Consider the following 25922-nt stretch of genomic DNA (forward strand, 5'->3'; position numbering starts at 1 on the left):
CTCCTTGTATTTGTTTATCTTTGCAGTCTAAAAGCTTGTAAATATTTATGACGAAAGATATAACACCCGAATATGTGCTTGGTGACCTGCGTTATCTGCAATTACTGGCGCGTAGTTTTCCTACCATTGCAGATGCGAGTACGGAGATCATCAATCTGGAAGCGATCCTGAACCTGCCGAAAGGAACGGAACATTTCATGTCCGATATCCACGGCGAGCATCAGGCCTTTAACCATGTCCTGAAAAATGCTTCCGGGGCAATCAAGCGTAAAGTGAATGAGATATTCAGCAATACGCTGCGCGATTATGAAAAGAAAGAATTGTGTACACTGATCTACTATCCGGAGCAAAAACTGGAGCTGGTCAAATGCAAGGAATCCGATCTGGACGACTGGTTCCTGATCACGCTGAACCAACTGGTGCGGGTGTGCCGGAATGTATCTTCCAAATATACCCGTTCGAAAGTGCGTAAGGCGCTTCCGAAAGAGTTCTCTTATATCATTCAGGAACTATTGCACGAGTCGTCGGACGAGCCCAACAAATCGGCTTATGTCGATCAGATCATCAAAACGATTATCTCGACCGGACGTGCTAAAGACTTCATTATCGCTATGTGTAACCTGATACAGCGGCTGACGATCGATGTCCTGCATGTGATCGGCGATATATACGACCGTGGTCCGGGTGCCCATATCATCATGGATACACTTTGCGACTACCATCATTTCGATATCCAGTGGGGAAACCACGATGTCCTGTGGATGGGGGCGGCCTCGGGGAATGCAGGCAGCATTGCCAATGTGATCCGTATGTGTCTGCGCTTCGGAAACCTGACAACCCTGGAGGACGGCTACGGTATCAACCTGTTGCCGCTGGCTACCTTTGCAATGGATACGTACGGGGACGATCCCTGCGAACTGTTCATGCCGAAAAGCAACGGCTCCGATACGGTGTTCGATGAGAAGACCACCCGGCTGATCTCACAGATGCACAAGGCGATTACAATCATTCAGTTCAAGCTGGAGGGTGAAATCATCCGCCGCCGTCCCGAGTTCGAGATGGACGACCGCCTGTTGCTTCACCATATTGACCTGAAACGGGGCGTCATCAATCTGGACGGGAAAGAATACGAGCTGAAGGACAAGAATTGGCCTACGCTCAACCCGAAAGATCCTTACGCCTTGTCTATCGAGGAAGAAGACCTGATCCACCGGATACAGCATTCGTTCGAATACAGTGAGAAACTGAAAAAACATATGCGCTGCCTTTTCCGTCATGGTAGCATGTACCAGGTTTGTAACTCGAATCTCTTGTTCCATGCTTCTGTGCCGATGAATACCGACGGTACGCTGAAGAGCGTTCGTGTCAATGGGCAGGAGTATAAAGGGAAGGCTTTGCTGGACAAGGTCGACCAGCTGATCCGTACGGCTTATTTCGATTCGGAGGATTCTCCGGAGAAGGATTTCGCACTGGATTATATCTGGTATCTTTGGGGAGGAAAAGACTCTCCGCTGTTCGATAAGAGCAAGATGGCGACTTTCGAACGTGCCTTTATCGACGATAAAGAGGTGCAGAAGGAGGAGAAAGGGGCTTATTATACCTTGCGCGAAGAAGAAAAGATATGCGACATGTTGCTGGATGAGTTTGGTGTGACAGGCGTACATCGCCATATCATCAACGGCCATGTGCCGGTACGTTCCATCCAGGGGGAAAATCCGATCAAGGCGAACGGGAAACTGTTGGTGATCGACGGAGGCTTTTCAAAGGCGTATCATCCGGAGACGGGTATTGCCGGTTATACGCTGGTTTACCACTCCCGCGGTTTCCAGCTGGTACAGCACGAACCGTTCCTGTCTACCGACCAGGCAATCAAGGAAGGCCGTGATATCCGTTCCACAACTATTGTAGTTGAGCTGAGTTCCCATCGTCAGATGGTAAAAGACACCGACAAGGGAGCCGACCTGCAACGTCAGATCCAGGATCTGGAAAAACTGCTGTATGCCTACCGTAACGGTTTCATCAAAGAGAAGGAACGTAGTGAGTATTGATTCTTCTATGCAAAAACGAATAACCTGGTCTCCCATACTGTTGACCATCCTGATAGTCTTGCTATTTTTGGGTGGCCTGATATATGGTGCCGTATCTATTCCGTTGGAAAGTGTCATCGATATCCTTTTAGGGAAGGACATCGGCCGTCCGGCATGGCAAAACATCATCCTGCAATCCCGTTTTCCGCAGGCGGTAACGGCGTTGCTTGCCGGTGCTTCGCTTGCTACCAGCGGGCTATTGCTGCAGACGCTTTTTCGAAACCCGTTGGCAGGTCCCTCTATCCTGGGTATCAGCGACGGTGCAAACCTGGGAGTGGCTGCCATCATGCTCTATTTCGGCGGAACCCTCAGTATGGTGACCGAACTGCCCATCAGCGGTTATCTGGCGGTCGTTATCGCCGCCTTTGCCGGTGCCACTTGTATCCTGGGACTGATTATCTGGTTCTCTGCGAAGGTAAAGAATAACGTCATGCTCCTCATCATCGGGATTATGATCGGTTATATGGCATCCTCCTTGATCTCCGTGCTGAATTATTATGCATCGACCGACAAGGTACATGCCTTTGTCATGTGGGGGCTGGGTAATTTCTCGGGTGTCTCCCTGATGCAACTGCCTTACTTCTTCTTTTTCACGTTGGCAGGTCTGTTACTGGCTATCCTGCTGATCAAGCCGCTGAATGCTTTGCTCCTGGGAGAGATGTATGCCGCCAACCTGGGGATAAAGATCAAGCGAACCCGTATCGGGATCCTGTTCTGTACCGGTCTGCTGACGGCTACGACAACTGCCTTTTGCGGTCCCATCTCCTTTATCGGTCTGGCTGTTCCGCATATCGCCCGTCTGATGCTCGGCTCGTCCAATCATAAGATGCTGGTGCCGGTCACGATGCTGACAGGCTCCTGTATCGCTCTACTCTGTAATATACTGATGGTCATGCCCGGAACCAACAATATCCTGCCTTTGAATGCCGTAACCCCTATGTTGGGCGCTCCGGTCATTATCTATGTGATCGTGAATCGTAAAAATATCCAATACTTTGACTGATGAGGACACAGGAACCTGTCATAGAAGCCAGCCATCTCAGTATCGGCTACCTGCTGAAAGGCGGCAAGCGCAAGGTCATCCATGAGGACCTGAACCTGCATCTGCAAGCAGGCGAAGTCACCTGCCTGTTAGGACTGAACGGAGCCGGTAAATCCACTCTGTTGCGTACCCTCTGCGGTTTCCAGCCCCCGTTGTCGGGCGAGATCCGCCTGATGGGAAAACCGTTGGCATCCTATTCGCAAAGCAACTTTTCGCTGACGGTAGGTGTTGTACTGACGGAGAAGACAAATGCCGGGGGAATCACCGTTTACGAACTTGTCTCCCTGGGTCGTCACCCGTACACCGGTTTCTTCGGCCAGCTGAAGAAGCACGACAAGGAGATCATCGAGCAATCGCTGGAGGCAGCCGGCATTGCCCACAAAGCACAAAATTACGTATCCGAACTGAGCGACGGCGAACGGCAGAAAGCCATGATCGCCAAAGCCCTGGCACAGCAATGCCCGATCATTCTGCTGGATGAGCCGACCGCTTTCCTGGATGTCACCAGCCGCATAGAGACCATGGTGCTGCTGCATCGCCTGGCTATGGAACAGCATAAAGCCATCCTCCTGTCCACCCACGATCTCGATCTGGCTATCCAAATGGGCGACTGCCTGTGGTTGCAGGAGAAAGGTCGTCCGATGGCCTGCGGTACACCCGAAGACCTGATATTGAGCGGTGCTTTCGAGTCTTTCTTCGGAAAGGAAGGTATCGTATTCGATCCCTCCACCGGAAAGCTGAATACGAAAGCTCCGGTCCGTCCGATAGGCGTAGAGGGCGACTTCCTGGTTTCCTACTGGGTGGGGAATGCCCTTATCCGGAACGGTTACCGTCCTGCTCCGGCAAAAGAGGGACAGGTAAACGTGAATTGCCTGTCTTCCAGTGAGCTTCTGCTGACTATGCCCAATGGAAAAGTGAGAAAACTGGATGGAGTGGCTGCTTTGGTGGAAGCCGTAAGGGAGGATGTCAGTGACTTGACAGTGTTACGAAGAATGAAAGAATAATAAAAGATATAACAAGATAAGTATAGACGAATTATGGCAAATGAAATAACCTGGCGGTTAGAGAATGAGAAAGTAGGCCGTCTGCTGTTACAGTATGCTATCCCGGCAGTGATCGGGACAATGGTGAACTCCTTATACAATATCGTAGACCGTGTTTTTATCGGCCAGGGTGTCGGTGCGCTGGCGATTGCCGGGCTTACGCTGACGTTCCCGATCCTGCTTTTCCTGCAGGCGTTCGGTATGTTGGTGGGGGCCGGTGCTGCGACGCGTGTCTCCATCCACCTGGGAAGAAAGGCGAACGATATGGCAGAGAAAGTGTTGGGAAATGCTTTCACGCTGACATTTATCATCACGCTCGTCACGGTGCTCCCCTGTATGATCTGGATGGAAGACTTGCTGCAGGCCTTTGGCGGTAGCGAACAGACCATTCCTTATGCTAAAGACTATTTGAATATAGTCGTCCCCGGAACAATCCTTACCTCGCTGAGTTTCGGCTTTAATGCCATCATGCGTGCTTCCGGTTATCCGAAGAAAGCCATGTTCACCATGCTGATCGGAGCGATCGCCAATGTGGTCCTCGATCCGATCTTTATCTTCTGGCTGGATATGGGGATACAGGGAGCGGCGATTGCTACCATCATTTCCATGCTGCTGAGTACCGCTTTCGTGATGAATCACTTTGTTCAGAAAGACAGCATCGTCCGTTTCCACAGGGGAACGTTCAAGCTGGAGGGGCATGTCGTATGGAATATCCTGACAATCGGTATCTCGCCGTTCGCCATGCAGCTGGCAGGCAGCCTGGTGGTCGTTATCCAGAACTATGCGCTGAAAGTACATGGCGGCGACCTGGCGTTGGGGGCGAACGGGATCATAACCAGTGTCGGTATGCTGCTGGTCATGCTGATCATCGGCATTGCGCAGGGAATGCAGCCGATTGTCGGTTTCAATTACGGGGCAGGACATCATAAACGCGTGCAGGATACCTTGTGGCTCGTTATTATTACGGCAACCGTCATTATGGGGATCGGCTGCCTGTGCAGCGTCCTCTTCCCTGAAGTGATCTCACGTGCTTTCACGAACGATCCGGCACTGATAGAGGTGACGGCAAACGGTCTTCGTATCAGTTTGCTGGTCTTTGTGGTGGTCGGTTCGCAGATATGTATCAGCCAGTTCTTCCAGAGTATCGGTATCGCCTGGAAAGCCATGTTCCTTAGCCTGAGCCGCCAGTGCCTGTTCCTGATACCCGCCCTGCTGGTGTTTCCGAATATCTGGGGACTGGACGGTGTGTGGTATGCATCTCCTTTTTCAGACTTCATTGCAGCCGTAACTGCCTGGGGTTTCTTGTGGTATCATGTTAAAAACATAAAAAGTAAAGGACTTGATTGAACTTCCTGGCATATTATTTGTCTATATAATGAAAAGTGATTCACAAGGTAGTAATTATAAAGAATAGAAGTATGAAAAGAGTATTATTATTGCTAGCTGTCCTGCTGTTTAGTGCCGGTTCGGGGACAATGATGGCACAACAGGATAAAGCGGCTGAAAAGGCTGCTAAAAAAGCGGAGAAAGAAGCTAAGAAAGCTGCAGAAGAAGCTGAAAACATGGCGTTGTTTGAACAGGCTGTCCAGGCTCTTAACAGTAAAGACTTCGTGCTCGAAGCAGATCGTGTGGAATTTAAACGCGGACGCTTTGTATATGTCACTCCCAGTACCAACTTCGTATCGATGGACGGTAACCGTGCAACGATCCAGTTGGCATTCAACGGAGCATATGCCGGTCCTAACGGTATCGGAGGGATCACTGTAGAAGGAAACGCCTCGAATGTCGAAATGAAGACCGACAAGAAAGGGAATGTCACTTTCAGTATGATGGTACAAGGTGTAGCTGTTTCAGCTAACGTAACTTTCCGTATGGCAAAGGGAACCAACAAATGTACGGCTACTGTAAGTCCTAACTTCAACAGCAACCGTATCTCATTTACCGGTACCCTGTATCCGACAGAACAATCCAATGTGTTTAAGGGACGTTCCATTTAAACATATATTGATATACTCTGAATGAAGGAGACGTTGCTTTGCGACGTCTCTTTTTTTATATCTTTGCATTCAACTAACTGATAACACGAACGAGTATGCAATTATCAATCGACCAAAAAGACATAGATAAATTTATCATGATAGGCGATAAGGTGCTTGTCAAACCGAAAAATCCGCAGAGTCAGACTAAATCAGGTCTTTACCTGCCGCCTACGGTACAGCAGGATAAGATACAGAGCGGTTATATCATCAAGGTGGGTCCCGGTTTCCCCCTGCCTTCGCAGAAAGAAGAGCACGAAGTATGGGAAAAGAAAGAGGATGAAGCCGTCCATTACCTGCCATTGCAGGCACACGAGGGTGACCTGGCTGTTTATTTGCAGAATGCCGCCTATGAGATCAAGTTTAACGATGAAAAGTTCCTGATCGTGCCCCATTCTGCCATTCTGATGCTGCTTCGCGACGAAGGATTGTTCGAATAAAGCCTTTTTCTTTGGCAAAATACTAATAGATATACTTTTTTGATGTATTTTTGCAAGCAAATCAACAAAATAAACTATCAACAGTAGCGATAAGAATGAATAAAATTGTAAGTAAAGAACATTTCTCTGCCAACGTCGTGAAGCTGGAAGTGGAAGCTCCGCTGATTGCCCGCTCACGCAAGGCCGGTCACTTTGTGATCGTAAAAGTGGGAGAGAAAGGTGAACGTATCCCTTTAACCATTGCAGGAGCTGATACTCAGAAAGGAACCATTACCCTGGTGATCCAGGCTGTAGGCGGCTCATCCAAGAAGATCTGCGACTTGAACGCAGGCGACTATATTACCGATTTGGTAGGTCCGCTGGGACAGGCTACCCATATCGAGAAGGTTGGAACGGTAGTTTGTGCCGGTGGTGGTGTAGGTGTAGCCCCGCTGCTGCCTATCGTCGAGGCTTTCCATAAGGCGGGTAACCGTGTGATTGTCATACTGGCTGCCCGTACGAAAGACCTGGTGATCCTGGAAGAACAGATGAAAGCCAACTCCGACGAAGTGATCGTGATGACCGACGACGGTTCCTACGGTACGAAAGGACTGGTGACGAACGGCGTGGAAAGTGTGATCAACCGTGAGAAGGTAGACCTGTGTGTAACCATCGGTCCGGCTATCATGATGAAATTCGTTTCAGCGCTTACAAAGAAATATGAGATACCTACCGTCGCATCCCTGAATACGATCATGGTAGACGGTACGGGCATGTGCGGCGCTTGCCGTATCACGGTGGGCGGAAAGACCAAGTTTGTCTGTGTGGACGGACCGGAGTTCGATGCTCATCAGGTTGATTTCGACGAGATGCTTATGCGTCTGGGAGCTTATAAAGATATTGAAAAGAAATAACCACTTAAACAAATGACAACAGCAGAACTAATTGCAGCCCGCCGTTCCGAACCCTGGAGGGAAGAACTGCGCAAGAGCAAAAAAAATAAAGAACGCACGGATATTCCCCGTGTAGAAATGAATGAACTCGATCCGGAGTACCGTAGCCATACCCGCCTGGAAGAGGTGAACCTGGGTCTGACAAAGGAGCAGGCCATGCAGGAGGCACAACGTTGCCTCGACTGCCCGAATCCGACCTGTATGGAAGGTTGTCCGGTAAGTATCAATATCCCGACATTTATCAAGAACATCGAACGGGGTGAATTTCTCGAAGCAGCGAAGGTACTGAAAGAAACGAGTGCCCTGCCTGCCGTTTGCGGTCGTGTATGTCCGCAGGAGAAACAGTGTGAAAGCAAATGTATTCATCTGAAGATGAAGAAAGCTCCGGTAGCCATCGGTTACCTGGAACGCTTTGCTGCCGACTACGAACGGGAGAGCGGTCAGATATCTGTGCCGGAAATCGCAGAAAAGAACGGTATCAAAGTGGCCGTGATCGGTTCCGGTCCTGCCGGTCTGTCTTTTGCCGGTGATATGGCGAAACGCGGATATGATGTTACCGTGTTCGAAGCGTTGCATGAGATTGGCGGCGTACTGAAATACGGTATTCCTGAATTCCGTCTGCCGAACAAGATTGTGGACGTAGAGATCGAAGGACTTCGTAAGATGGGCGTGAAGTTCATCACGAACTGTATCGTCGGTAAGACGATCAGTTATGAAGACTTGCACGAAGAGGGTTTCAAAGGCTTCTTTGCTGCCAGCGGTGCCGGTCTGCCTAATTTCATGAACATACCGGGCGAAAACCTGATCGGCATCATGTCGTCCAACGAATACCTGACACGTGTCAATCTGATGGATGCTGCCAACCCCGAAAGCGATACGCCTGTGTTGCAGGGTAAGAAAGTGGCAGTGATCGGCGGAGGTAACACGGCGATGGATTCTGTACGTACTGCCCGCCGTCTAGGGGCCGAACGTGCCATGATCGTTTACCGCCGTAGCGAAGAAGAAATGCCTGCCCGTATCGAGGAGGTGAAACATGCCAAAGAAGAGGGCGTGGAATTCCTGACCTTGCACAACCCGATCGAATATATCGGCGACGAACGAGGCCGTGTTAAGCAGATGCGCCTGCAGAAGATGGAACTGGGTGAACCGGATGCTTCCGGTCGCCGCCGCCCTGTACCCATAGAAGGCGCCATCGATACGATCGATGTGGACGAAGTAATCGTCAGCGTCGGTGTTTCTCCCAACCCGCTTATCCCGCGTGCCTTCAGCGGCCTGGAAGTGAGCAAATGGGGCACGATCGTAGTCGATCAGGATACCATGCGTTCGGCGCTGCCGGATGTATATGCCGGAGGTGACATTGTTCGCGGTGGCGCGACGGTGATCCTGGCGATGGGTGACGGCCGTAAAGCTGCTGCTGCCATGGATGCCGCCCTGCAGGGAAAATGATCTGAATAACTCTATAAATAGGAGCCCGGTCCTGACAGGTCGGGCTTTTTCTTTGCATAAATGTTATGAAATGTCTATATCTTCCAATTTTTAAGAGCTTCCGGTAAAAAGGTGTTGCAAATGAGAAATTTATTTTTAAATTTGCGTTTAACTGATCATTCAGAAAAAAGACATATAGAGGTAAAGGTAGTATTTATACAATAGTTATAAATATTAGTGTGTCTATGAAGGGAGGACTATGGCAGAAATGCTGTGGTCCTTTTTTATTTAGTTATTCTGATTTTAGTAATGCTATTGCTTCTTGTTTTAATTTAGGCAAATGGTTTACAACGATACTCCACAATATATCGATAGACAGACTGTCGTATCCATGTATGATGTAATTACGAGCATCGACGATCTTACGTGAGTTAGTGATTGTAATGTCGGAATTTACTTTTAGGATCCGGTTCATGGCTTCTCCAATAATTTCAACATTTCTTTCCACTGCGCGTCTAAGACGTAGATCCCTGTTAAATTCTTCAAATAACTTCGGTTGGTTTTCAAAGAAACTTTCTATTTCTTCGATGGCTGTTATGATGTCCTGTAAATGTTTTTTTATATAGTTATCCATATAATTGTACTTTAGTTGTGTCAATACTTTCTTTCAAATATGGGTTTCGTACAGCTTTACCTTCCAATAGATCAACATCTCGTCCTAAAAGGCTTTCCAGTGCGTATTTTAAATCAAAGTAATTATCTGCATAATCTTCTAAATTGACACCTTCGAAGTCTACTAACAGATCGATATCACTCTTGTCTGTAAATCGATTAGTAAGTACAGAACCGAAAGCAAACAAATTCTTTACCTTATGCTTTTTGCATAAAGCTATAATCTTTGGTAGATAATTGCTGAAGAAGTTCATATGCCTTGTATTTAGTTGTAACAAAAGTAGATATTATTCTTTAAAAGAGCAATAGGAGGGATAGACTATCAATAAAAAGCCCCGATATTGCAAGCAATACCGAGGCCTTTTGGAAGCGAGCGAAAGACGGGACTCGAACCCGCGACCCTAACCTTGGCAAGGTTATGCTCTACCAACTGAGCTACTTTCGCAATTAAATCAAACTGTACTCGAAGCGGGACTTGAACCCGCACAGCCGCAATGGCCAAAGGATTTTAAGTCCTTCGTGTCTACCGATTCCACCATTCGAGCATCCCTTCTCTTAGAGATGAGCGAAAGACGGGACTCGAACCCGCGACCCTAACCTTGGCAAGGTTATGCTCTACCAACTGAGCTACTTTCGCATTGTTTTCGTTTGCGTGTGCAAAGGTAGATGATTTTTCTTTATTTGCAAACAAAATAGGAACTTTTTTAATAATTTCTTATCAATAAAGTCTTATCTGTCTGATCGACACGGTAATGCTGTAAGACCTTAGTTGCTGGACCTTCCATAGGATTGCCCACTCCATTCGATATGTCATACTTACTTCCACATTTAGGGCAGACTGCAAAAACCCCATCTTGTACTTCTACTGTTACATTTGAAGATGCTTCATAAGGGCAGGCTGCATCGAATGCATAATAGACATTTTGAGAACCTCCGTTATTACTGAACCCATTGTATACAAGTATACCACCTAGCCCAAATCTAGCATCGTGTTGGTTTGTATTTTTCTCTGTGAATATTTTAGACGCTTGAGACGCTTGAAGTCTCCATTCTGTATTTAAATTGACTTCAAAATAAACAGGATAGAGACCTAAGCTGGGTTCAATGGTTTTACTACAAGAGAGAACCATGAAAGTAAGTAGACAAAAAATAATCCTTTTCATATATTATGCTAACAGTTCCTTTTCTGCTTCGTTTACTTTACTAAACGAGAAACCGTCGATAATATTTTGCATCAGAGCAGAAATACTGTCATTGCACAGATTACCGATACTGCCTTCGTGTGTATGACTGACCGCCTTATTCGGAGTGAATTTACTCGCTTCGATGTTCAGACCGACTTGTTTATAAGCGTCGCGGAAAGGAACACCCTCCAGCACGAGACGGTTGACCTCCTCTACGCTGAACAACAGGGCATATTTGTCATCATCCAAAATATGCTCGTTCACCTTCACTTCGCGCATCATATGCGTCACCATGCGGATGCAATCCTTCAGCTCGTCGAAAGCAGGCAGGAACACCTCCTTGATGATCTGCAGGTCACGGAAATAACCTGACGGCAGGTTGTTGCATATCAGCGTGATCTGTTGCGGCAATCCCTGTATCTTGTTACATTTCGCACGTGTCAGCTCGAATACGTCCGGATTCTTCTTGTGCGGCATAATGCTAGAACCCGTCGTGAACTGGTCGGGCAGCTTGATAAACCCGAAGTTCTGGCTGTTGAACATGCAAGCGTCGAACGCCAGCTTCGAAAGTGTTGCGGCAATACCTGCCATAGCGAAAGCCACCGTGCGTTCCATCTTGCCGCGTCCCATCTGTGCATAGACCACATTGTAATCCAATGCATCGAATCCCAGCAAGTTCGTCGTCATCTGGCGGTTCAGTGGGAAAGAAGAGCCATATCCGGCAGCCGAACCCAGCGGGTTACGGTTACAAACCTTATAGGCAGCCTGCATCATCTGCAAATCGTCCACTAGACTCTCGGCATACGCCCCGAACCACAGGCCGAATGAAGAAGGCATCGCTATCTGCAGATGCGTATATCCCGGCATCAGTATATGCTTATAACGGTTACTCTGGCTGATCAACACTTCGAACAGCCCGTTGGTCAGTTCTACCAATTCCTGTATCTGTGCACGTGTGAACAGTTTCAAGTCCAGCAACACCTGGTCGTTGCGTGAGCGTCCGCTATGAATCTTCTTGCCGATATCGCCCAGACGACGTGTCAGCATCAGCTCCACCTGCGAATGGACATCTTCCACGCCCTCTTCGATCACGAACTCGCCGCGGTCTGCCACGGCATAGATGTTTTTAAGCTCGGCAAGCAGAACCGTCAGTTCATCTTTTTCGAGCAGCCCGATGCTTTCCAGCATCGTTATATGAGCCATTGAGCCAAGAACGTCGTATTTAGCGAGGTAAAGGTCCATTTCGCGGTCCCTGCCTACGGTAAATGTTTCGACTTCCTTGTCTACCTGTACATTTTTTTCCCAAAGTTTCTGAGCCATAATGCGGAGAATTAATAGGGCAGGGAGGCAATCACAGTTGAAATCTTATCGAGAGCGTCCTGCAACGGTTTTGATACCATCGGTTTGATAAACGGATTCAGATCGGCGCGGATCGTCATTTTCAATCGCGTGTCAGCTTCTTCCACCTGTTTCAGCTGAATCCACAAGAAGAGTGGCACGGGCGAATTGGTTGTCGTAAATTTGATTGTCTTGTTCGGTTCGCGTTCTACGATCTCGAAGCGTATTTTACCTACGGGATCGACAGCGAAACTGCAAGAGTCGCTGTCGAACTCGAAGTCTTTGATTTTATCTTGTGGAATGCGGTCCTTAATCCGTTCCAGGTTGGAAAGGTCGGACAGCATTGCATAGACACGGTCCTCGTTATAGGGGATCGTTTTGATATCACTTACAAATTCTGTCATTCCGGATCCTGTAAAATTAAACACCCGGATTCCAGCTGGAAGGGTCTTTACGCCATTCCTGAAGGATTGAGATTTCAGATTCGTCGATATAATCTGTACGTACTGCTTCTTCCAGGACAGCGTCATAGTTGCTCAGTGTCGTCAGCTGAACTTTAGCTTCCTTGAATGCTTCTACGGCAACAGGGAATCCATAAGTAAAGATCGCTACCATACCTACTACATCGCAACCGAAATTACGTACAGCCTGTACTGCTTTCAAGCTACTACCTCCGGTAGACACCAGGTCTTCGATAATAACCACTTTTGAACCCGGTTTCAATTCACCTTCGATAAGATTTTCCAATCCATGATCCTTTGGCGTTGCACGGATATAAACAAAAGGTAGTCCCAGTAAGTCGGCTACCAATGCGCCCTGAGCGATTGCTCCTGTAGCTACACCTGCGATAGCATCTGCATTTTCATACTTTTCGCTAATTACGCGAGCCAGTTCCAATTTGATGAAACTGCGAACAGCCGGATAAGAAAGCGTTTTTCTGTTATCGTTATAAATCGGTGATCTCCAGCCAGAAGCCCATGTAAACGGATTTGCCGGTTGTAATTTAACGGCTTTAATCTTTAATAATTTCTCTGCAACTAATCTTTCCAGTGTTTTCATACAATCCTACATATATATTTATATCAGTTTGCAAAAGTAGGCAATCAGAATGATATAACCTTGTAGAAGCCGAAAAAAATGAGACTTTTACAACAATTTGAGCCTGATCCTAAGGGACAGGCTCAAATACAGGGTAATCCCTTTCCGTGCCAGGCGGAGCAGCAGGGGCGGGATACGTTTCAGTAACGATAGCTGTTTCATCATCTGCCGATGGTTTAAAGTGAAACAAAAAGTTCAGCAATGCAAGAATAAATTCGATGATACGTTTGAATTTGGACATAAGTATTGATGTTTTTTTAGTATATTATTGCGATTACTGCCTGTACGGTTTTCTCTATCTGTACCAGGCTGCGGCGGTAGGTTTCGCGGTCATCACCGTTGAGTTCGCTGATGTAGGGACTGTAGGCTATCTCGCGGGCGTAGGCTTCCGGATTTTTGCTTACCTGCCAGGCCGATCGGTAGTTGTTTCGGATCAGACGGGCGAAATCGAGGAACGAGTTTTCACGTGTGTCGTACCGACGGAAGTCGAGCGAATAGGCAGTTGTCTTTACCTGTGTTTTCCTGCCGTGCCAATACTGGTTGCCGGCACCGTAGGCAGTCATACCAAAGAAATTGTTACTGCCTGTAGCCAGGTTGCTCGTGCCCCACCCGCTTTCGAAAGCAGCTTGTGCCAATATCACGGAGGGGTTCATGTTGAAAGCCGCTCCCGCCGCCAGGGCGGCGGGGAGGGAGGCTTTGACGAATTTGATTTGTTGTGCTGTCATAATACGTTTTTTTTTACTTACTCAATAACCGGGCGATCATCGTCATTGTCGCTTCCCGACTGCCCCGGCGCTTTGTCGATGCGTTCGAGGCTGACCTTTTCGATCATTGCCCGGAGCTTGTCGCCAGGAGTGAAGATGATTTTGGGTTTTCGGATCATGGAAGCCAGGAAGTCTTTTTCTTCGACTGTGCCCGAGCTGCCGATCGACAGGCGGAAATTGCCCAGCCTGCCCAGCTGTACCACTTCGTTGCGCAGCAACGCCTCTTCCATGGCACGGATCAGCCCCAGTACGACCAGCGCCACGTCACCGTCGCTTGCTGTCGACCGGTCGGCTATCAGTTCGCAAATCGAGTCGAAATCCATCTTGCCACTGACCGGCGCTGAGGCGTAATAACGTTTGGCGTCGTCGGCAGCACCTTTGGTAAGGTCCTTTTTCTGGACCAGTTTGTACTTTACTGACATAGTGTTAAATATTTAATGGTTAGTGTAATAAATAGCTCTTATAGGACTTCAATACAAAGATACTATAGCCTTTACCCGCCAGCGGATGCTAACGAAAGGTACGTGATGATCAGCGTGTATATTTATTTTGATAATTATTCCCCTTTTGATATACAACGTATGTATATTATTTGTATATTGTAACCAGTTAATAACTTAATAAATAAAATATTATGGAGGACAAAAAAAGAGAGATGTCGCCCTGGCGGCGCGCGTATGGTGTAACCGAATTTGCACAATTGTACTTTCCGGGGCAAACACCGGTGGTGGCTTATAAGCGCATGTGGGAATGGATACGAACCTCCCGTGGTCTCAAAGCAAAGCTCGAAGCGGCAGGATGGGTGAAATTTCAGAAATTGTACACCCCCAGACAGGTAGCCGTATTGATCGATCACCTGGGCGAACCTTGACCAGGCGTAAATTTAATAAGAAATTCATGAGTGAATTAAAAAAACAACAAGTGGAATGCTCATTCTATGAATCGGCATTCAAGACAGCGGTCTGCGTAACCGTCTCGTTGGAGAGTTACCTGGCCGGAGTAAAGAACGGAAAATACGAGGCTCTCGTCAAACGGCTGCGCAGCTACAAGGCAGCCGGAGATACGGAGCGTGCGGACAACGCCAAGAAAAAACTACCCCTGCTCGTTGCCGGAGGCGTGATGGAAGGTGGCCGTAAGCTGGAGCACATGGTGCGCTACAGCCGGTGTACAACGATCGACCTGGACGATGTGCCGGGCGACCCTCTCGATTTCCTGCGTCGGGCTGAGACGCTCGATTATGTGAAGGCGGGACATATCAGCCCTTCCGGAACGGGAAATAAACTCTTCGTATTGGTAGACAGTTCACTACCGGACCATGTGACGGCATTCGGATATGTCAGCCGGATGATCGAACGCGACCTGCCCGGCGTAAAAGTCGACACTTCGGGCAAGGATGCCAACCGCAGCTGTTTTGTCAGCTACGACCCGGATGCCTTCTACAAGGAGGTTGCGCAGGTAGTGCACGTCCCGGTCGACGAGCTGAAAGCCGAAAAGCAACCGGCTGCTCCGGCTGTCCGTGCCATCAGACGCGGCGGCGGACAACCGGGCGCAAATGCCTTGTCGAACTACATCGACCGCTTTGAGTCGGATAACCCGTTTGCCGACGGTGGCCGCCACAGCTATCTGGTACGACTGACTTCGGCGCTGAACAGTGCCGGTTTTTCGGAGTACGAAGTGGAAACCGAATGCCTGCGCCGCTACAGCGAACCGGGATTCGGGGAGAAAGAAATCCGGGGAATCGTGGCGGACATTTACCGTCGTTACCGCAGTGCGCACGGCTGCAATCCGTACGATCCGTCGAAAGGCGCGAAGCCGGGAGCTTGTCTCAAAAATCTCAAAAATCTCTCTCCGGCTCCTGATTTTTCCACTCCGGAGGATGACGGCTCGATGGGCTTTGATATTGAAGCCGAAGATGCCCGTTTGCCCCACTTCGGGAGAGACCTTTTCGACCGTCTTCCGAAGCTCCTCGCGGACGCGGTGGCACCGGCCGCCGACGATACGGAATTCGACCTGATGCTGCTTGCCGGACTGACCGTTTGCAGCACCGCCTTGCCTGGCGTGACCGGCAATTTGAAGGACGAACCGTATGCCCCGCCGTTTTATACCCTGCTGATCGGTCCTTCGGGCAGCGGCAAGGGATGTATCCATGCGATGCACAAGGTAGTGGAACCCTGGCAACGATACGTGGCTGACATGTCGCGCCATGATGTGGAGCAGTACAAAAAGGAGAAGGAGACCTACGACACGTACAAGTTCCAGCAGCGTTACGGCAAGAAGAAGACCACCGCGGGGCCAGTTCCCACGGAGCCGAAGCCGGTCTTCCTCAAACAGCTGCACATGAGCGGCTACACCACGATGGCGCGTATGATCGAACAGTTGCATATCAACGACCATTATGCTTCGTTGATGTTTGAGACGGAGCTGGAGTCGGTCACTGTCACTCTTACGCAGGATTTCGGCGGGTATGGGTATCTTTTGAATCAGATATTCCATCACGAAACGATCAGTAGCTCGTCGAAGACGAACGGCTCTTTCCTGGTGCGGCGTCCTATGATGGGTCTGTTGGCTACCGGTACGCCGGGTATGCTGGCGCAACTGGTGCCTTCTACCGAAAGCGGCTTGTTCAGTCGCCTGTTGATTTACAAAATCACGGGTCATACGGAATATCGTCCGCTCACCTCGTCGGATAATGTGCGTCAGAATGCGTTCTATTATGACGGGCTGGGGTTGCGTCTGCTCGATATAGCGATTCATTTGGACAAGTCGCCGACCTTTGTCAGCTTTTCCGACAAGCAGCGCAAGCGGCTGGATCGTTATTTCAAACGCGAATATTATAATGTACGCGTGTTCAATAATAATGACGTGGCTTCGGTGGTACTTCGTCATCGCCTGATAATCTTCCGTATGGCGATGGTGCTGACAGCCTTGCGCAAGGGTGAAAGCCTGAGTACGGACGCGCATATCGAGATTTCGGATGAAGACTTCGAAACGGCTTTCCACATCGGCACCCGTACGTTGCAGCATTCGCTCCTGATCAGCACTTCGATGAAGCATAGCAAGGCGGAGCATCACTACAAGATTCCGACCATCCAGTTGGATTTATTTGCCGACATGCCGGACGAGTTCCGCATCACCGAGATACTCGAATTGGCGAGCGTCCGCGGAATCAGTCGTGCAACGGTGTATCGGATGCTGAAAAAGGCACAAGAATACAAGCTATTGATCTCAGTAGGAGCGGGTTGCTATCGCAAGACGGAAGAGGGTAAGAATGTAAAAAATTCAGAAACGGATTAGAGATTTTTGAGATAATTGAGACAAATGAGTAAATTTGCCCTCGAAACCGTTCTTTTTCTATTGAGTAGTTATCGGCTCTTAAATGCCTAAGCATCCGCTACTTAACGGGTAGGCATCCGTTCGGAGGGTTTTGCCTGAAAAAGGGATAAATTCACCGGAAGCTAAAATGGCTTGTGGAGTATGAGTCTTATATGCTAGGAGCGTAAAAACCTGTGACTAAAAAAAAGGTACCTTTTTTCTCGTCAGCAAAGGTACTATACTTTTTTAAATCGCCAATTATTTTGCTAAATATTTTTCCTAATCTATATCCTTTCTTATCAGATAGATATAAAACTCTGTACGAAAATCCCCCTTTTCTGAATGTAAGCTAAAGGAGCGCAAAAACGTGACGAGAAAAAAGGTACGTTTTTGCTAGTCATTTAGACATTAATTAACACTATTATTAATATTAAATTTATTGATTATGAACAAAAAGTTTTCTACGCTTGTGGCAACGTTACTGTTAAGCGGTGCGTTGTTTACGTTGAATGCTGAACCTGTTTCTGACTTGTCTAAGGTGGCAGGAATTGAAGTTGTTGACGCAACAGCTTCGACACCGAAGACAATCAAGTTTACAGGTGATGCGACTTTGTCCGATGGGGCATATATCGAGATCACTGAAGACAATGTTGTTGTCGATGGGCAGGGTAAAACCTTGAATGGTAACATCGTTGTTTTCGGAAAGAATGTGACTGTCAAAGATTTGAAGGTCGTTTACGCTCGTGCAAACACAGATGCAATGTCGAGCGCTATCATGATTAATGCTGAGGGTGCGACAGTGCAAAATTGTGATTTTGAACTGGCAGAAACAGAAGTGGAGAATGTTTGGACCAACGGTTTGGTTATCTGGCCGATTGGTGGTGAGCAGACTATCAAGGTGGAAAATTGTTCGTTTAAAGGATTTGCTCAATCAGTGGAAGATGATGAAAGTACTTGGACAGGTTCAGGTTTGTTGATCACAGCGGAGGCTCCGACTGATAAAACCTGGCAGAAAGACAAGTTAGGCGAAGGTGCTGAGTCTGCAGCTTACTCTGACTTGACTATCTCGATGTCCGGAAATACTTTCGAAGGTTGCGCGATTGATTACTGCATCACTGAAGAACAGTGGGAAAGTGGTAAATGGACGCAAAGCGGTTATATCGAAACGTTAATTACACCGTTGTATAAGGATGATAAGTTAGTAAACGGTGGCGAAGTTGCTGATGCTGTAAAACAGGCTTTGGAGGGTGCTGAAATCACTTTCAACGGTACAGCAGAAGAATTTGCTACATCGACAAGTGGAATTACAGACAAAACTAATATAACAGTCAACACAAAAGACGGTGCCGTTACTCCGGGTGTGAAACTGCCGGAAGAAACATTAACTATTGGAAGCGGTGCTACTGATCCTAAAGTAGCTTTGGCTGCCTCTTATGTAGACGGTGAATACTATTACTTGGTGGTAAAAACTACTGATGCTTCTAAATTATTGAGCACAAATGACGGTAAACTGGCAGCAGAAGCTAATACAGCTGTTACTGGAGTTTCTGACAATTATTTGTGGACTGTAAAATCAGCAACTTCCAACAAACACGATCATATTGACTACGTATTTGTTAATAAGGCAGGTGTAGAACTGGAACTTTGTAGTGCTAACCCGGCAGCTTATGGCAAACAGGGTGTGGCTCTGAAAGTGTCAGAAGAACTTGGTGCATTGGAAGGTTTGACCAAAGACGAAGTTCTTTATTTCGGTCTGTACCGTCAGCCTTCTCACCTGTTGGAAAAAGAAGTTATGAACGCACTGCATAACGGTGGTTTCTATATCAGCTTCAAGGATGTTGCTGGTACAGATGCATTCAACGGTCTTTTAGTGGCTGAAGGTGCTGCAAATGCTACAAGCTTTGTTTTGAAGAACGAAGATGGCAGCTATATCATCGCTAAGGCTACAAACGTAGCGGGTTCTAATGTGAACGAATATGTATATGCTTTCGAATTGACAGACAAAGTTGCTGAAGCAAGTTCTTTCCGTTTCTGGCATACGCCTATCAACGTGGAAGATAACCATGCACTGCTGACGAAGATCGATAGCATCCAGGTATATGTTCCGACTAAAACAGCTAATGTAAAAGCTTGGGCTACACTGGGTACGTACGGTTTGACAACCGACAATACAAAGACACTGGGTGCTTCTCTTGAAACAGAATTGGCTCCGGTTTCTATCAACCTGACTGACTACACTGTTAAACCGGAAGAATTCTTGAAGAACGGTTTCGCTGTTATCAAACAGTTGAACGAAGATGTAGACTTGTTCGTTGTTGCGTCAACTTGTGACAATAAAATTGCATTGGCTGAATCAGTTGTTAACGACGTAGAAAAACAATGGGCTGTTTCTTACGATGTAGAAAAGAAAGTTTACAAGATGGTGAACCGTGAAAATACAGCGGTTAGTGTAGAAGTTCCTTACACTCAGTTGCGTGAAAACGGTGACAAAGAAGACAACATCTATGTATACGGTGGTAAGAAATACGAAATCACATTTGTACCGGTAGACGCAAGCAGTAAATACTACAAGTTCTTGAGCGAAGGTACAGATAAGAACGATCCTGACTTGGCTGAAAAGTCATTCGTAATGTCTTACTGGTCTACAGTATTCAACGGTTATGCTAACGTAGCTATCAACGACAAAGATTGGGCATTCATCGATACGAAAGCTGTACAGGCTGAATTTACTGCTACAGCAGTTGATACAGTGGCAGCTAAAACGTTGATCAACTACTACGATGCAACTAAGAAAGAATGGCAGAAGAACGAACCTGTTCTGAAGGCTCCGGTTTACGAGTTTACTGTAGGTGACTTGGATTTCGGTTTGAATAAAGATGGCAAGTTCGCTTTATTGGATGATGAAGCTACAGCAATGGCTATCCGTGTTGCCGGCGAACACTTCAACTTGGCTAAAGCTAAAGATATTGAAGGAAAGAACACTGCTAAATGGGATGGTAAAGTATATGTAGGTAACAACGACTCTTACATGTATTCTGTAAACTGCTTGTATGACGACAACAAGAACACATTGTTCATGGTAGCTGACAACAACCGTCCGGAATACCGTCGTCTGGGTAAGACAGTGAAAGATGGTTATAACGACATGGAAGGTGACTTGAACATCTTGAAGTTCTTCCGTACAAATGATGAAAACCAGTTCTTGTATGAAAATACAATGAACCGCAACGCTAACAACGGTGCTGCTAGCCTGAACTTCTTAGGTGAAACTAACTTGGCTGACAAGCCTGCTAACGCCCAGCTGCCGTTCTTGGTTGATACTGCTTACATCCGCAACGAAACACGTAAACCGTTGTATCTGCTGTCTGTACGTAATGAATTTGTAAAAGGAAAAGAAGCTGTTGCATGTCCGGATCACGGATTCGATCCGAACTGTCCGCACTGGACTGCAGGAACTCCTGACCATCGCACTGGTGCTTACCTGGTAACTTTGGACGATTCTGTAGCTACTTATGCACAGGCTAAATATCAGGGTAACATTCGTTTGGCATTCGTTGATGCTACACACGTAGGCGACTCTCTGATCATCGCAAGCTCTAAGTATACTGGTACAAAGACTGCTAAGAACGATACATTGAGCTTCGTTAAGAAAGACGGCAAACAGAGAATGAACGCTGCTACATTCGCATTCAAGTTGGTTGACCGTGCTGTTGATCCTGAAGGCGACAAGGCTACATTCATTATCGAAGCTGTTCCGGCTAGCGAAAATGGTCCTGCACGTTATGTACGTGTTCACAACACAGTACCTGTATTGGTAGACAATATTGCTGAAGCTGCAACATTCGAAGTAATGGCTGCTGCTGAAGGCGAAACAGCAACTTCTAACGAAGGTATCGAAGCAACAGGTGTATCAGTTGTTGCAACTAACGGTGCCGTAATCGTTAAGGGTGCTGAAGGCAAGAACGTTGTAATCACTAACGTACTTGGCCAGCAGGTTGCTAACACAGTCGTTTCTTCTTCTGAAGCATCAATCGCAGCTCCTGCCGGTATGGTTGTAGTAGCTGTTGAAGGCGAAGCTGCTGTTAAAGCAATCGTAAAATAAGAAGTAATTTATAATCAAAATATTCTAAATCAATTACCGCGCGTCGTAGGGGCGGTTCGTGAACCGCCCTCACTACTAGTATCCCGTGAGGGCGAACAAGCGGTGAGATATTAATATTAAAGTAATGAAATAAAAGTTCTTTCTGTCCGACCTCTGTGAAGAGTGAAGACAGGCAAAAAGTAAGCCCCGACAGGAATTCCTGCCGGGGCTTTTGGGTTGTAGTGCTCTATTTCTACAATGTTTTTACAGCTGTACTTCGATTTTCAGTTTGCCACCGAGCCCACGTTCTACGATATCAAATAAGGTTTTGAGCGTGATGTTTTCACCATCATTTCGTATGAGGTATTATTGACTTAATTTAAGTAAAGAAATTTTGGGGTATAAGGTTTATAGATCGTGTAATTGAGTTTATTCATTAGTGAAGAAAAAGTGGTAGAATCCGGCTTTTTTAAGTTTTTGTGCCTTATTTCATGAAAAAAACTCTTTTGAGGGTAGTTGTGTTCGAACACACAATGTTTAAAACACTAAAATTTACGTGATGAAAAACATGATTTTATATTTTGAAAAACAGTAAGTTATGTAGTGAATTGTAGTGACTAAAGAAAACGTCCCTTTTTTCTCGTCACAAAAATACGACAATATTTTTAACCGACAATCATTTAACCAATCTTTTTTATTGTTTATATGTCCTTTCTTATCAGGATGATAGAAAAACGAGGACGAAGTTATCTCTTTTTTACATGAAATCAAAACCGAACCCAGAAAATGACGAGAAAAAAGGGACGTTTAAATTCGTCATTTGACGATTATCAATGTCTGAGAGGAATTTATAATTCGAATTTTAGTATAGTTTTATTATTAATTAAATTTATTGATTATGAACAAAAAGTTTTCTACGTTGATGGCTGTCCTATTGACAGCTGGCGCATGGACGACACTGGATGCTGAAGTTGTAGTGGTTGATGCCCCTGCGATTGGTAAATCTTATGTGTTGGGAACTGCTGCGTCCGGAAATTCGGTAACTGATTTGGTTGAAAGTGTAACAACTCCTACTACAACTAATGTATTGGCTTTTGGTAAAGAATGGACATTTGAAGCTGACGGTACAGTAGGTGGTGTTTCTGTTTTTAACCTGAGAGATGCTGCGGGTAATTATTTACTGGAAGAAGGTAGTGATCCAGGTAAACTTGAACTGGGTTCTACTCCTGCTGTAGATAAGGCTAATGCCTTGAAGTTTAAACTTGATGGCAATGAGATTGTTGTCGCTGAAGATGGAGCTGCAGGTAAGGTTCTTACAGGTGAATATTTAATTGTAGACACAGATTTAAAAACTGGTGCTTCTGCAACAAATGTGATTACTATTGCCAATCAAGCAGAACCTACTTTAGATCTGACTGCGATTGGGCAGGAAGTATCATTGGTTGCAAGCCCGGAATTCGGTAAAGATGTATATTATTTCATCGGATCTAATGCAGGGAATGTCTTATTTTATAATGATGGAACAGGAAAAACAGAAGATAAGGTTGCTGCATCTTTGACTAGTGCAGAGGTTGATGCTGCTTTATGGAAAGTGGTAAAAACAACAAAAACAGTTGGTAATGACAAAGTTGATTATTATCAGTTTGTAAATAAAGCAAAATCAGTAACTGCAGCAATTGGTGTGACGTCTGAGTTTTATGCAAATACAGCTTATGCAAAAGGTTTTACGCTATTTATCTCTGCAGGTGTACCTGTTGATGGCGCATTTGATGCAGGTTCAACAGGAGATGAGGCTACTTTCGGTATCTACAAAGCTACATTGAACGCTCTTGTGGGTGAAGAGTTGAATAAATTACTGAGAACAGGTTTCAACCTGACAGTTAAAGTAACTGCTACAGGAAGTGAAACTCTAAAAGATGCTGCTGCTTTTGCTGGCAAGCTGACTGCTGTTCAAAATACAAATGGTGACGATCTGACAGGTAGCGAAACAGAATTTTGCTTGATGTCTAGTGATAAAATCCTTGTATTGAATACAAAGAAAGCAAACGGTGACAATGGTGATGGCGTGTTCGAACTGGTAGACAATGTAACAGCTGATCATTTGGCATACTTTAGTGTATTGCAGAGCACTGCTTATACGTCTACAGCTGTAGTTGCTGAATTGCATGTTGCTGCTGATGCTTCTATGAATAACGCTAAGACTGCAATTGTTCATAAAATCAATAGCGATTATTATTTGACAGCTAAAGATAATTTTGGTACAGGTGATGCTCTTCCGTATCTGAGCCTGACATCTTCTAATATCGCTGATTACAAGCAGTTCCTGGGTAAATTCATGAACATTACTTTTGTAAGTGATGAAACTGAAACTGCTTCGGATATTGCATACAAGAAGAATGGTGTTTTAGCAACTGCTGATTATACAGGTAAGGAAGCTGACTATGTAAACAAGAGCACTGTATTATTGACTTCTCCGGAAGCTCAGTGGGCTGTGACTGCTGTTGATGTAAATAAAGCGAATAATCCGATGACTTTGACAAACCGCGAAAGTGGTGAAACTGTTACAAATGTTATCTTACGCGAAACTACAGTAAGTAATGAATACCTTGTTGAGTCTGCTTCTGTAACAAATATGAAAGACGATATTATCAAAATTGCATTTGTAACGAACCGTACTAAGTACGATGGTTTCAGAACTGCAACTGTAAACGAACTGAGAAATCAGGTATTCAATATCGGTCAGTATCATAACGAAACTGGTAATACAGCTGGTTACTGGGCAGAAAATCATCAGAGTAATGGTACTCACCAGTTAGGTGTTACTAATAATATTGCAAATGCTGCTGAATGGACTTTGCGCTTGGATAAGAAGTTGAAGAGCGGTAGTGAAATCTCTGAAGTAGATACAGTATTCATCCTGACTCCGATGGCTACTATACAGAACGGTAAGTTGGTACAAGGTAATGTAGGTGATAAAGATGTAGTTGTCGATACATTGGCAGTTCTTCCGTATCAGATTCAGAACAAAGCGAACCTGGAATATGTAAGACTGGAAAGTGCTACTAATCTGGATTATTATGTATGTCACGAAGTGGCTGATACTAGAGTTGAAGATCGTTTCGCCTTGAAGGCAAAACCTAACGGTACATATAATATTGTTACTCTGCCTAATCGTCAAAATAATGTTTCTCAAGACGCTCTCGCTGCTGATAAGATATATGTAGGTAACAGTAACCAGTGGGGTTCTTTGAAACCGATGGAAACTTATAAAGCTGACGATAACTCTTTGATGGTTCTGAACTTGATCGACAGACCTGAATACCGTAAGGTTGCAAAAGCATGGGGTGACGTAGTGAAGATCTATCGCGAAGAATATCCGACAGAAGTATTGTTTGAAAAAGCTGACGTTAAGTCTGTTGTAGACAATGATACTTTGAGCTTCCTGAATGTGAACAATAGTGTAACTGGTGCAAATCCTGCATTGTTCATCGATACAGCTTATGTAAACCGTGTGGATGCAGACGGTATCGCTAATACTTGCTACCAGTATCTGCTGGGTCTGAGTGTGAAGGAAGAAACGACAACACATTGTGACTATAATCCGGAACACAATACACCTGAATGGCTGGAAGCTAACGGTGGTCCGTGCTCTGATGCGAAATCGTTTACAGCATTGAAGGGTCGTTACCTGATCAACCTGATCGATACGGCATATGCTTATAAACAGGAACATATGCACAATAATCCGTATATCAATATGATAGAAGCTGACGAAAACCTGGCTAAATTGTCATTCGTAGAAGGTTATCATAAAGATGATACGCTGTATATTACTCGTAAGGGTGGTGAAGTCGTTAAATTGGGTATGGATTCTCCTGACTTCAATGTGGCTAAGTTTGCTTTCCGTTATGTAGATAACGATGCAAATTCATTCAAGATCCAGACACAGTACAAAGATTATAGTGCACCTACTAAGGATCTGTTTGAAAAATCTGCAACTAACGAAGGTTACTTACGTTGGGTGAATGGTACTGTTGTTGTAACTAATAAGTTTACACACGGTGAAACATTCAACATGGAAGAAGCTTACAACGGCAATCCGGTTGCTAACGAACAGGAACCTTCTGTAACTACATTCACTGTTATCTCAGGTAACGGTTCAGTAACAATCAAGGGGGCTGCCGGTAAGACTGCTGTGATCAGCAATGTACTGGGTCAGACTGTTGCTAGCACGGTTCTGTCTTCTGACGAAGCTCAGATCAACGTTCCTGCTGGTGTAGTAGTTGTAGCTGTTGAAGGCGAAGTTGCTGTTAAAGCAATTGTAAAATAAGAATTAAAAATCAAATAATTTAGATACCACGCAGCTATGTATACCCGCTAAGTACCCTGCGACAGGAGAACAAGTGGTATCAGTAATACTAAAGTAATGAAAATAAAGTAACTCTGTTTTACCTCTGTGAAGAGAGAG

Annotated in this window: 21 protein-coding genes, 3 tRNA genes and 1 pseudogene; 12 read left to right on the forward strand and 13 right to left on the reverse strand. The window is 46.0% G+C overall.

Annotated features, from left to right (window positions below):
• Window positions 1-47: 47 nt before the first annotated feature.
• The 8 genes from DXD68_RS17630 (at window position 48) to gltA (ending at window position 9026) form a co-directional block, all read left to right on the forward strand.
• Window positions 48-2048, forward strand: coding sequence for a fructose-1,6-bisphosphatase (locus DXD68_RS17630; RefSeq protein WP_122362828.1), 2001 nt, complete (start codon window positions 48-50; stop codon window positions 2046-2048).
• Window positions 2049-2055: 7 nt separating this feature from the next.
• Complete coding sequence (locus DXD68_RS17635; protein WP_122362829.1) at window positions 2056-3090, forward strand: iron ABC transporter permease; 1035 nt, start codon at window positions 2056-2058, stop codon at window positions 3088-3090.
• Window positions 3090-4133 carry an ABC transporter ATP-binding protein gene (locus tag DXD68_RS17640; protein WP_122362830.1) on the forward strand — a complete coding sequence of 348 codons (1044 nt, stop codon included), beginning with the start codon at window positions 3090-3092 and terminating at the stop codon, window positions 4131-4133. The genes DXD68_RS17635 and DXD68_RS17640 overlap by 1 nt, the downstream gene beginning before the upstream one ends.
• A 33-nt stretch (window positions 4134-4166) precedes the next feature.
• Window positions 4167-5519: an MATE family efflux transporter gene (locus DXD68_RS17645; RefSeq protein WP_122362831.1), complete on the forward strand. Its 1353-nt coding sequence runs from the start codon at window positions 4167-4169 to the stop codon at window positions 5517-5519.
• Between the two features lie 71 nt (window positions 5520-5590).
• Window positions 5591-6169 carry a DUF4251 domain-containing protein gene (locus DXD68_RS17650; RefSeq protein ID WP_122362832.1) on the forward strand — a complete coding sequence of 193 codons (579 nt, stop codon included), beginning with the start codon at window positions 5591-5593 and terminating at the stop codon, window positions 6167-6169.
• Window positions 6170-6264: 95 nt separating this feature from the next.
• Window positions 6265-6648, forward strand: a complete 384-nt coding sequence (locus DXD68_RS17655) for a co-chaperone GroES family protein (RefSeq protein WP_122362833.1) — start codon at window positions 6265-6267, stop codon at window positions 6646-6648.
• 95 nt (window positions 6649-6743) lie between these two features.
• Window positions 6744-7541 carry a sulfide/dihydroorotate dehydrogenase-like FAD/NAD-binding protein gene (locus DXD68_RS17660; protein ID WP_122362834.1) on the forward strand — a complete coding sequence of 266 codons (798 nt, stop codon included), beginning with the start codon at window positions 6744-6746 and terminating at the stop codon, window positions 7539-7541.
• A 12-nt stretch (window positions 7542-7553) separates the two neighbouring features.
• Complete coding sequence (gene gltA, locus DXD68_RS17665) at window positions 7554-9026, forward strand: NADPH-dependent glutamate synthase (RefSeq protein WP_122362835.1); 1473 nt, start codon at window positions 7554-7556, stop codon at window positions 9024-9026.
• 271 nt (window positions 9027-9297) lie between these two features.
• Here gltA and DXD68_RS17670 read toward each other — a convergent pair whose 3' ends face one another.
• The 12 genes from DXD68_RS17670 to DXD68_RS17720 all read right to left on the reverse strand — a co-directional run bounded on the left by DXD68_RS17670 (window position 9298) and on the right by DXD68_RS17720 (window position 14483).
• The gene (locus DXD68_RS17670) at window positions 9298-9639 is read right to left on the reverse strand and encodes a DUF86 domain-containing protein (protein ID WP_122362836.1); all 342 of its coding nucleotides are present in this window, start codon (window positions 9637-9639) and stop codon (window positions 9298-9300) included.
• Entirely contained in the window at window positions 9632-9931 is a 300-nt protein-coding gene (locus DXD68_RS17675; protein WP_122362837.1) for a nucleotidyltransferase family protein, read from the reverse strand. Before DXD68_RS17675 ends, DXD68_RS17670 begins: the two co-directional genes overlap by 8 nt.
• A 118-nt stretch (window positions 9932-10049) precedes the next feature.
• Window positions 10050-10122: transfer RNA gene (locus DXD68_RS17680), tRNA-Gly, on the reverse strand.
• 15 nt (window positions 10123-10137) lie between these two features.
• Window positions 10138-10222 (reverse strand) — tRNA-Leu (locus tag DXD68_RS17685).
• Between the two features lie 19 nt (window positions 10223-10241).
• A tRNA-Gly gene (locus DXD68_RS17690) sits at window positions 10242-10314 on the reverse strand.
• 67 nt (window positions 10315-10381) lie between these two features.
• On the reverse strand, window positions 10382-10840 hold the full coding sequence (locus DXD68_RS17695) for a Rieske (2Fe-2S) protein (protein ID WP_122362838.1): 459 nt from the start codon (window positions 10838-10840) through the stop codon (window positions 10382-10384).
• Window positions 10841-10843: 3 nt separating this feature from the next.
• Window positions 10844-12181, reverse strand: a complete 1338-nt coding sequence (gene argH / locus DXD68_RS17700) for an argininosuccinate lyase (protein WP_122362839.1) — start codon at window positions 12179-12181, stop codon at window positions 10844-10846.
• An 11-nt stretch (window positions 12182-12192) separates the two neighbouring features.
• The gene (locus DXD68_RS17705; RefSeq protein WP_122362924.1) at window positions 12193-12603 is read right to left on the reverse strand and encodes an SRPBCC family protein; all 411 of its coding nucleotides are present in this window, start codon (window positions 12601-12603) and stop codon (window positions 12193-12195) included.
• A 16-nt stretch (window positions 12604-12619) separates the two neighbouring features.
• Complete coding sequence (gene pyrE, locus DXD68_RS17710) at window positions 12620-13258, reverse strand: orotate phosphoribosyltransferase (protein WP_122362840.1); 639 nt, start codon at window positions 13256-13258, stop codon at window positions 12620-12622.
• Between the two features lie 109 nt (window positions 13259-13367).
• Window positions 13368-13538 (reverse strand): hypothetical protein, encoded by a 171-nt coding sequence (locus tag DXD68_RS24330; protein ID WP_199715735.1) that lies wholly within the window; start codon window positions 13536-13538, stop codon window positions 13368-13370.
• Between the two features lie 16 nt (window positions 13539-13554).
• The gene (locus DXD68_RS17715; RefSeq protein ID WP_122362841.1) at window positions 13555-14022 is read right to left on the reverse strand and encodes a glucosaminidase domain-containing protein; all 468 of its coding nucleotides are present in this window, start codon (window positions 14020-14022) and stop codon (window positions 13555-13557) included.
• Window positions 14023-14039: 17 nt separating this feature from the next.
• Complete coding sequence (locus tag DXD68_RS17720; RefSeq protein WP_122362842.1) at window positions 14040-14483, reverse strand: HU family DNA-binding protein; 444 nt, start codon at window positions 14481-14483, stop codon at window positions 14040-14042.
• Window positions 14484-14695: 212 nt separating this feature from the next.
• Here DXD68_RS17720 and DXD68_RS17725 point away from each other — a divergent pair, with 212 nt between their 5' ends.
• From DXD68_RS17725 to DXD68_RS17735, 3 genes are all read left to right on the forward strand, one after another.
• On the forward strand, window positions 14696-14932 hold the full coding sequence (locus DXD68_RS17725) for a DUF4248 domain-containing protein (protein WP_122362843.1): 237 nt from the start codon (window positions 14696-14698) through the stop codon (window positions 14930-14932).
• A 26-nt stretch (window positions 14933-14958) separates the two neighbouring features.
• Complete coding sequence (locus tag DXD68_RS17730; RefSeq protein WP_122362844.1) at window positions 14959-17355, forward strand: DUF3987 domain-containing protein; 2397 nt, start codon at window positions 14959-14961, stop codon at window positions 17353-17355.
• Window positions 17356-17818: 463 nt separating this feature from the next.
• A complete protein-coding gene (locus DXD68_RS17735) occupies window positions 17819-21475 on the forward strand; it encodes a DUF6383 domain-containing protein (RefSeq protein WP_122362845.1) in 3657 nt (1218 codons plus the stop codon).
• 243 nt (window positions 21476-21718) lie between these two features.
• Here DXD68_RS17735 and DXD68_RS24545 read toward each other — a convergent pair.
• Window positions 21719-21814: pseudogene (locus tag DXD68_RS24545) on the reverse strand (transcriptional regulator); the annotation flags it as partial.
• Window positions 21815-22352: 538 nt separating this feature from the next.
• On the opposite strand from DXD68_RS24545, the gene DXD68_RS17745 reads away from it, so the two are divergent.
• A complete protein-coding gene (locus tag DXD68_RS17745; RefSeq protein WP_147383004.1) occupies window positions 22353-25784 on the forward strand; it encodes a DUF6383 domain-containing protein in 3432 nt (1143 codons plus the stop codon).
• Window positions 25785-25922 lie beyond the last annotated feature (138 nt).

The organism is Parabacteroides sp. TM07-1AC, assembly GCF_003480915.1.
Taxonomy (GTDB): Bacteria; Bacteroidota; Bacteroidia; order Bacteroidales; family Tannerellaceae; genus Parabacteroides; species Parabacteroides chongii.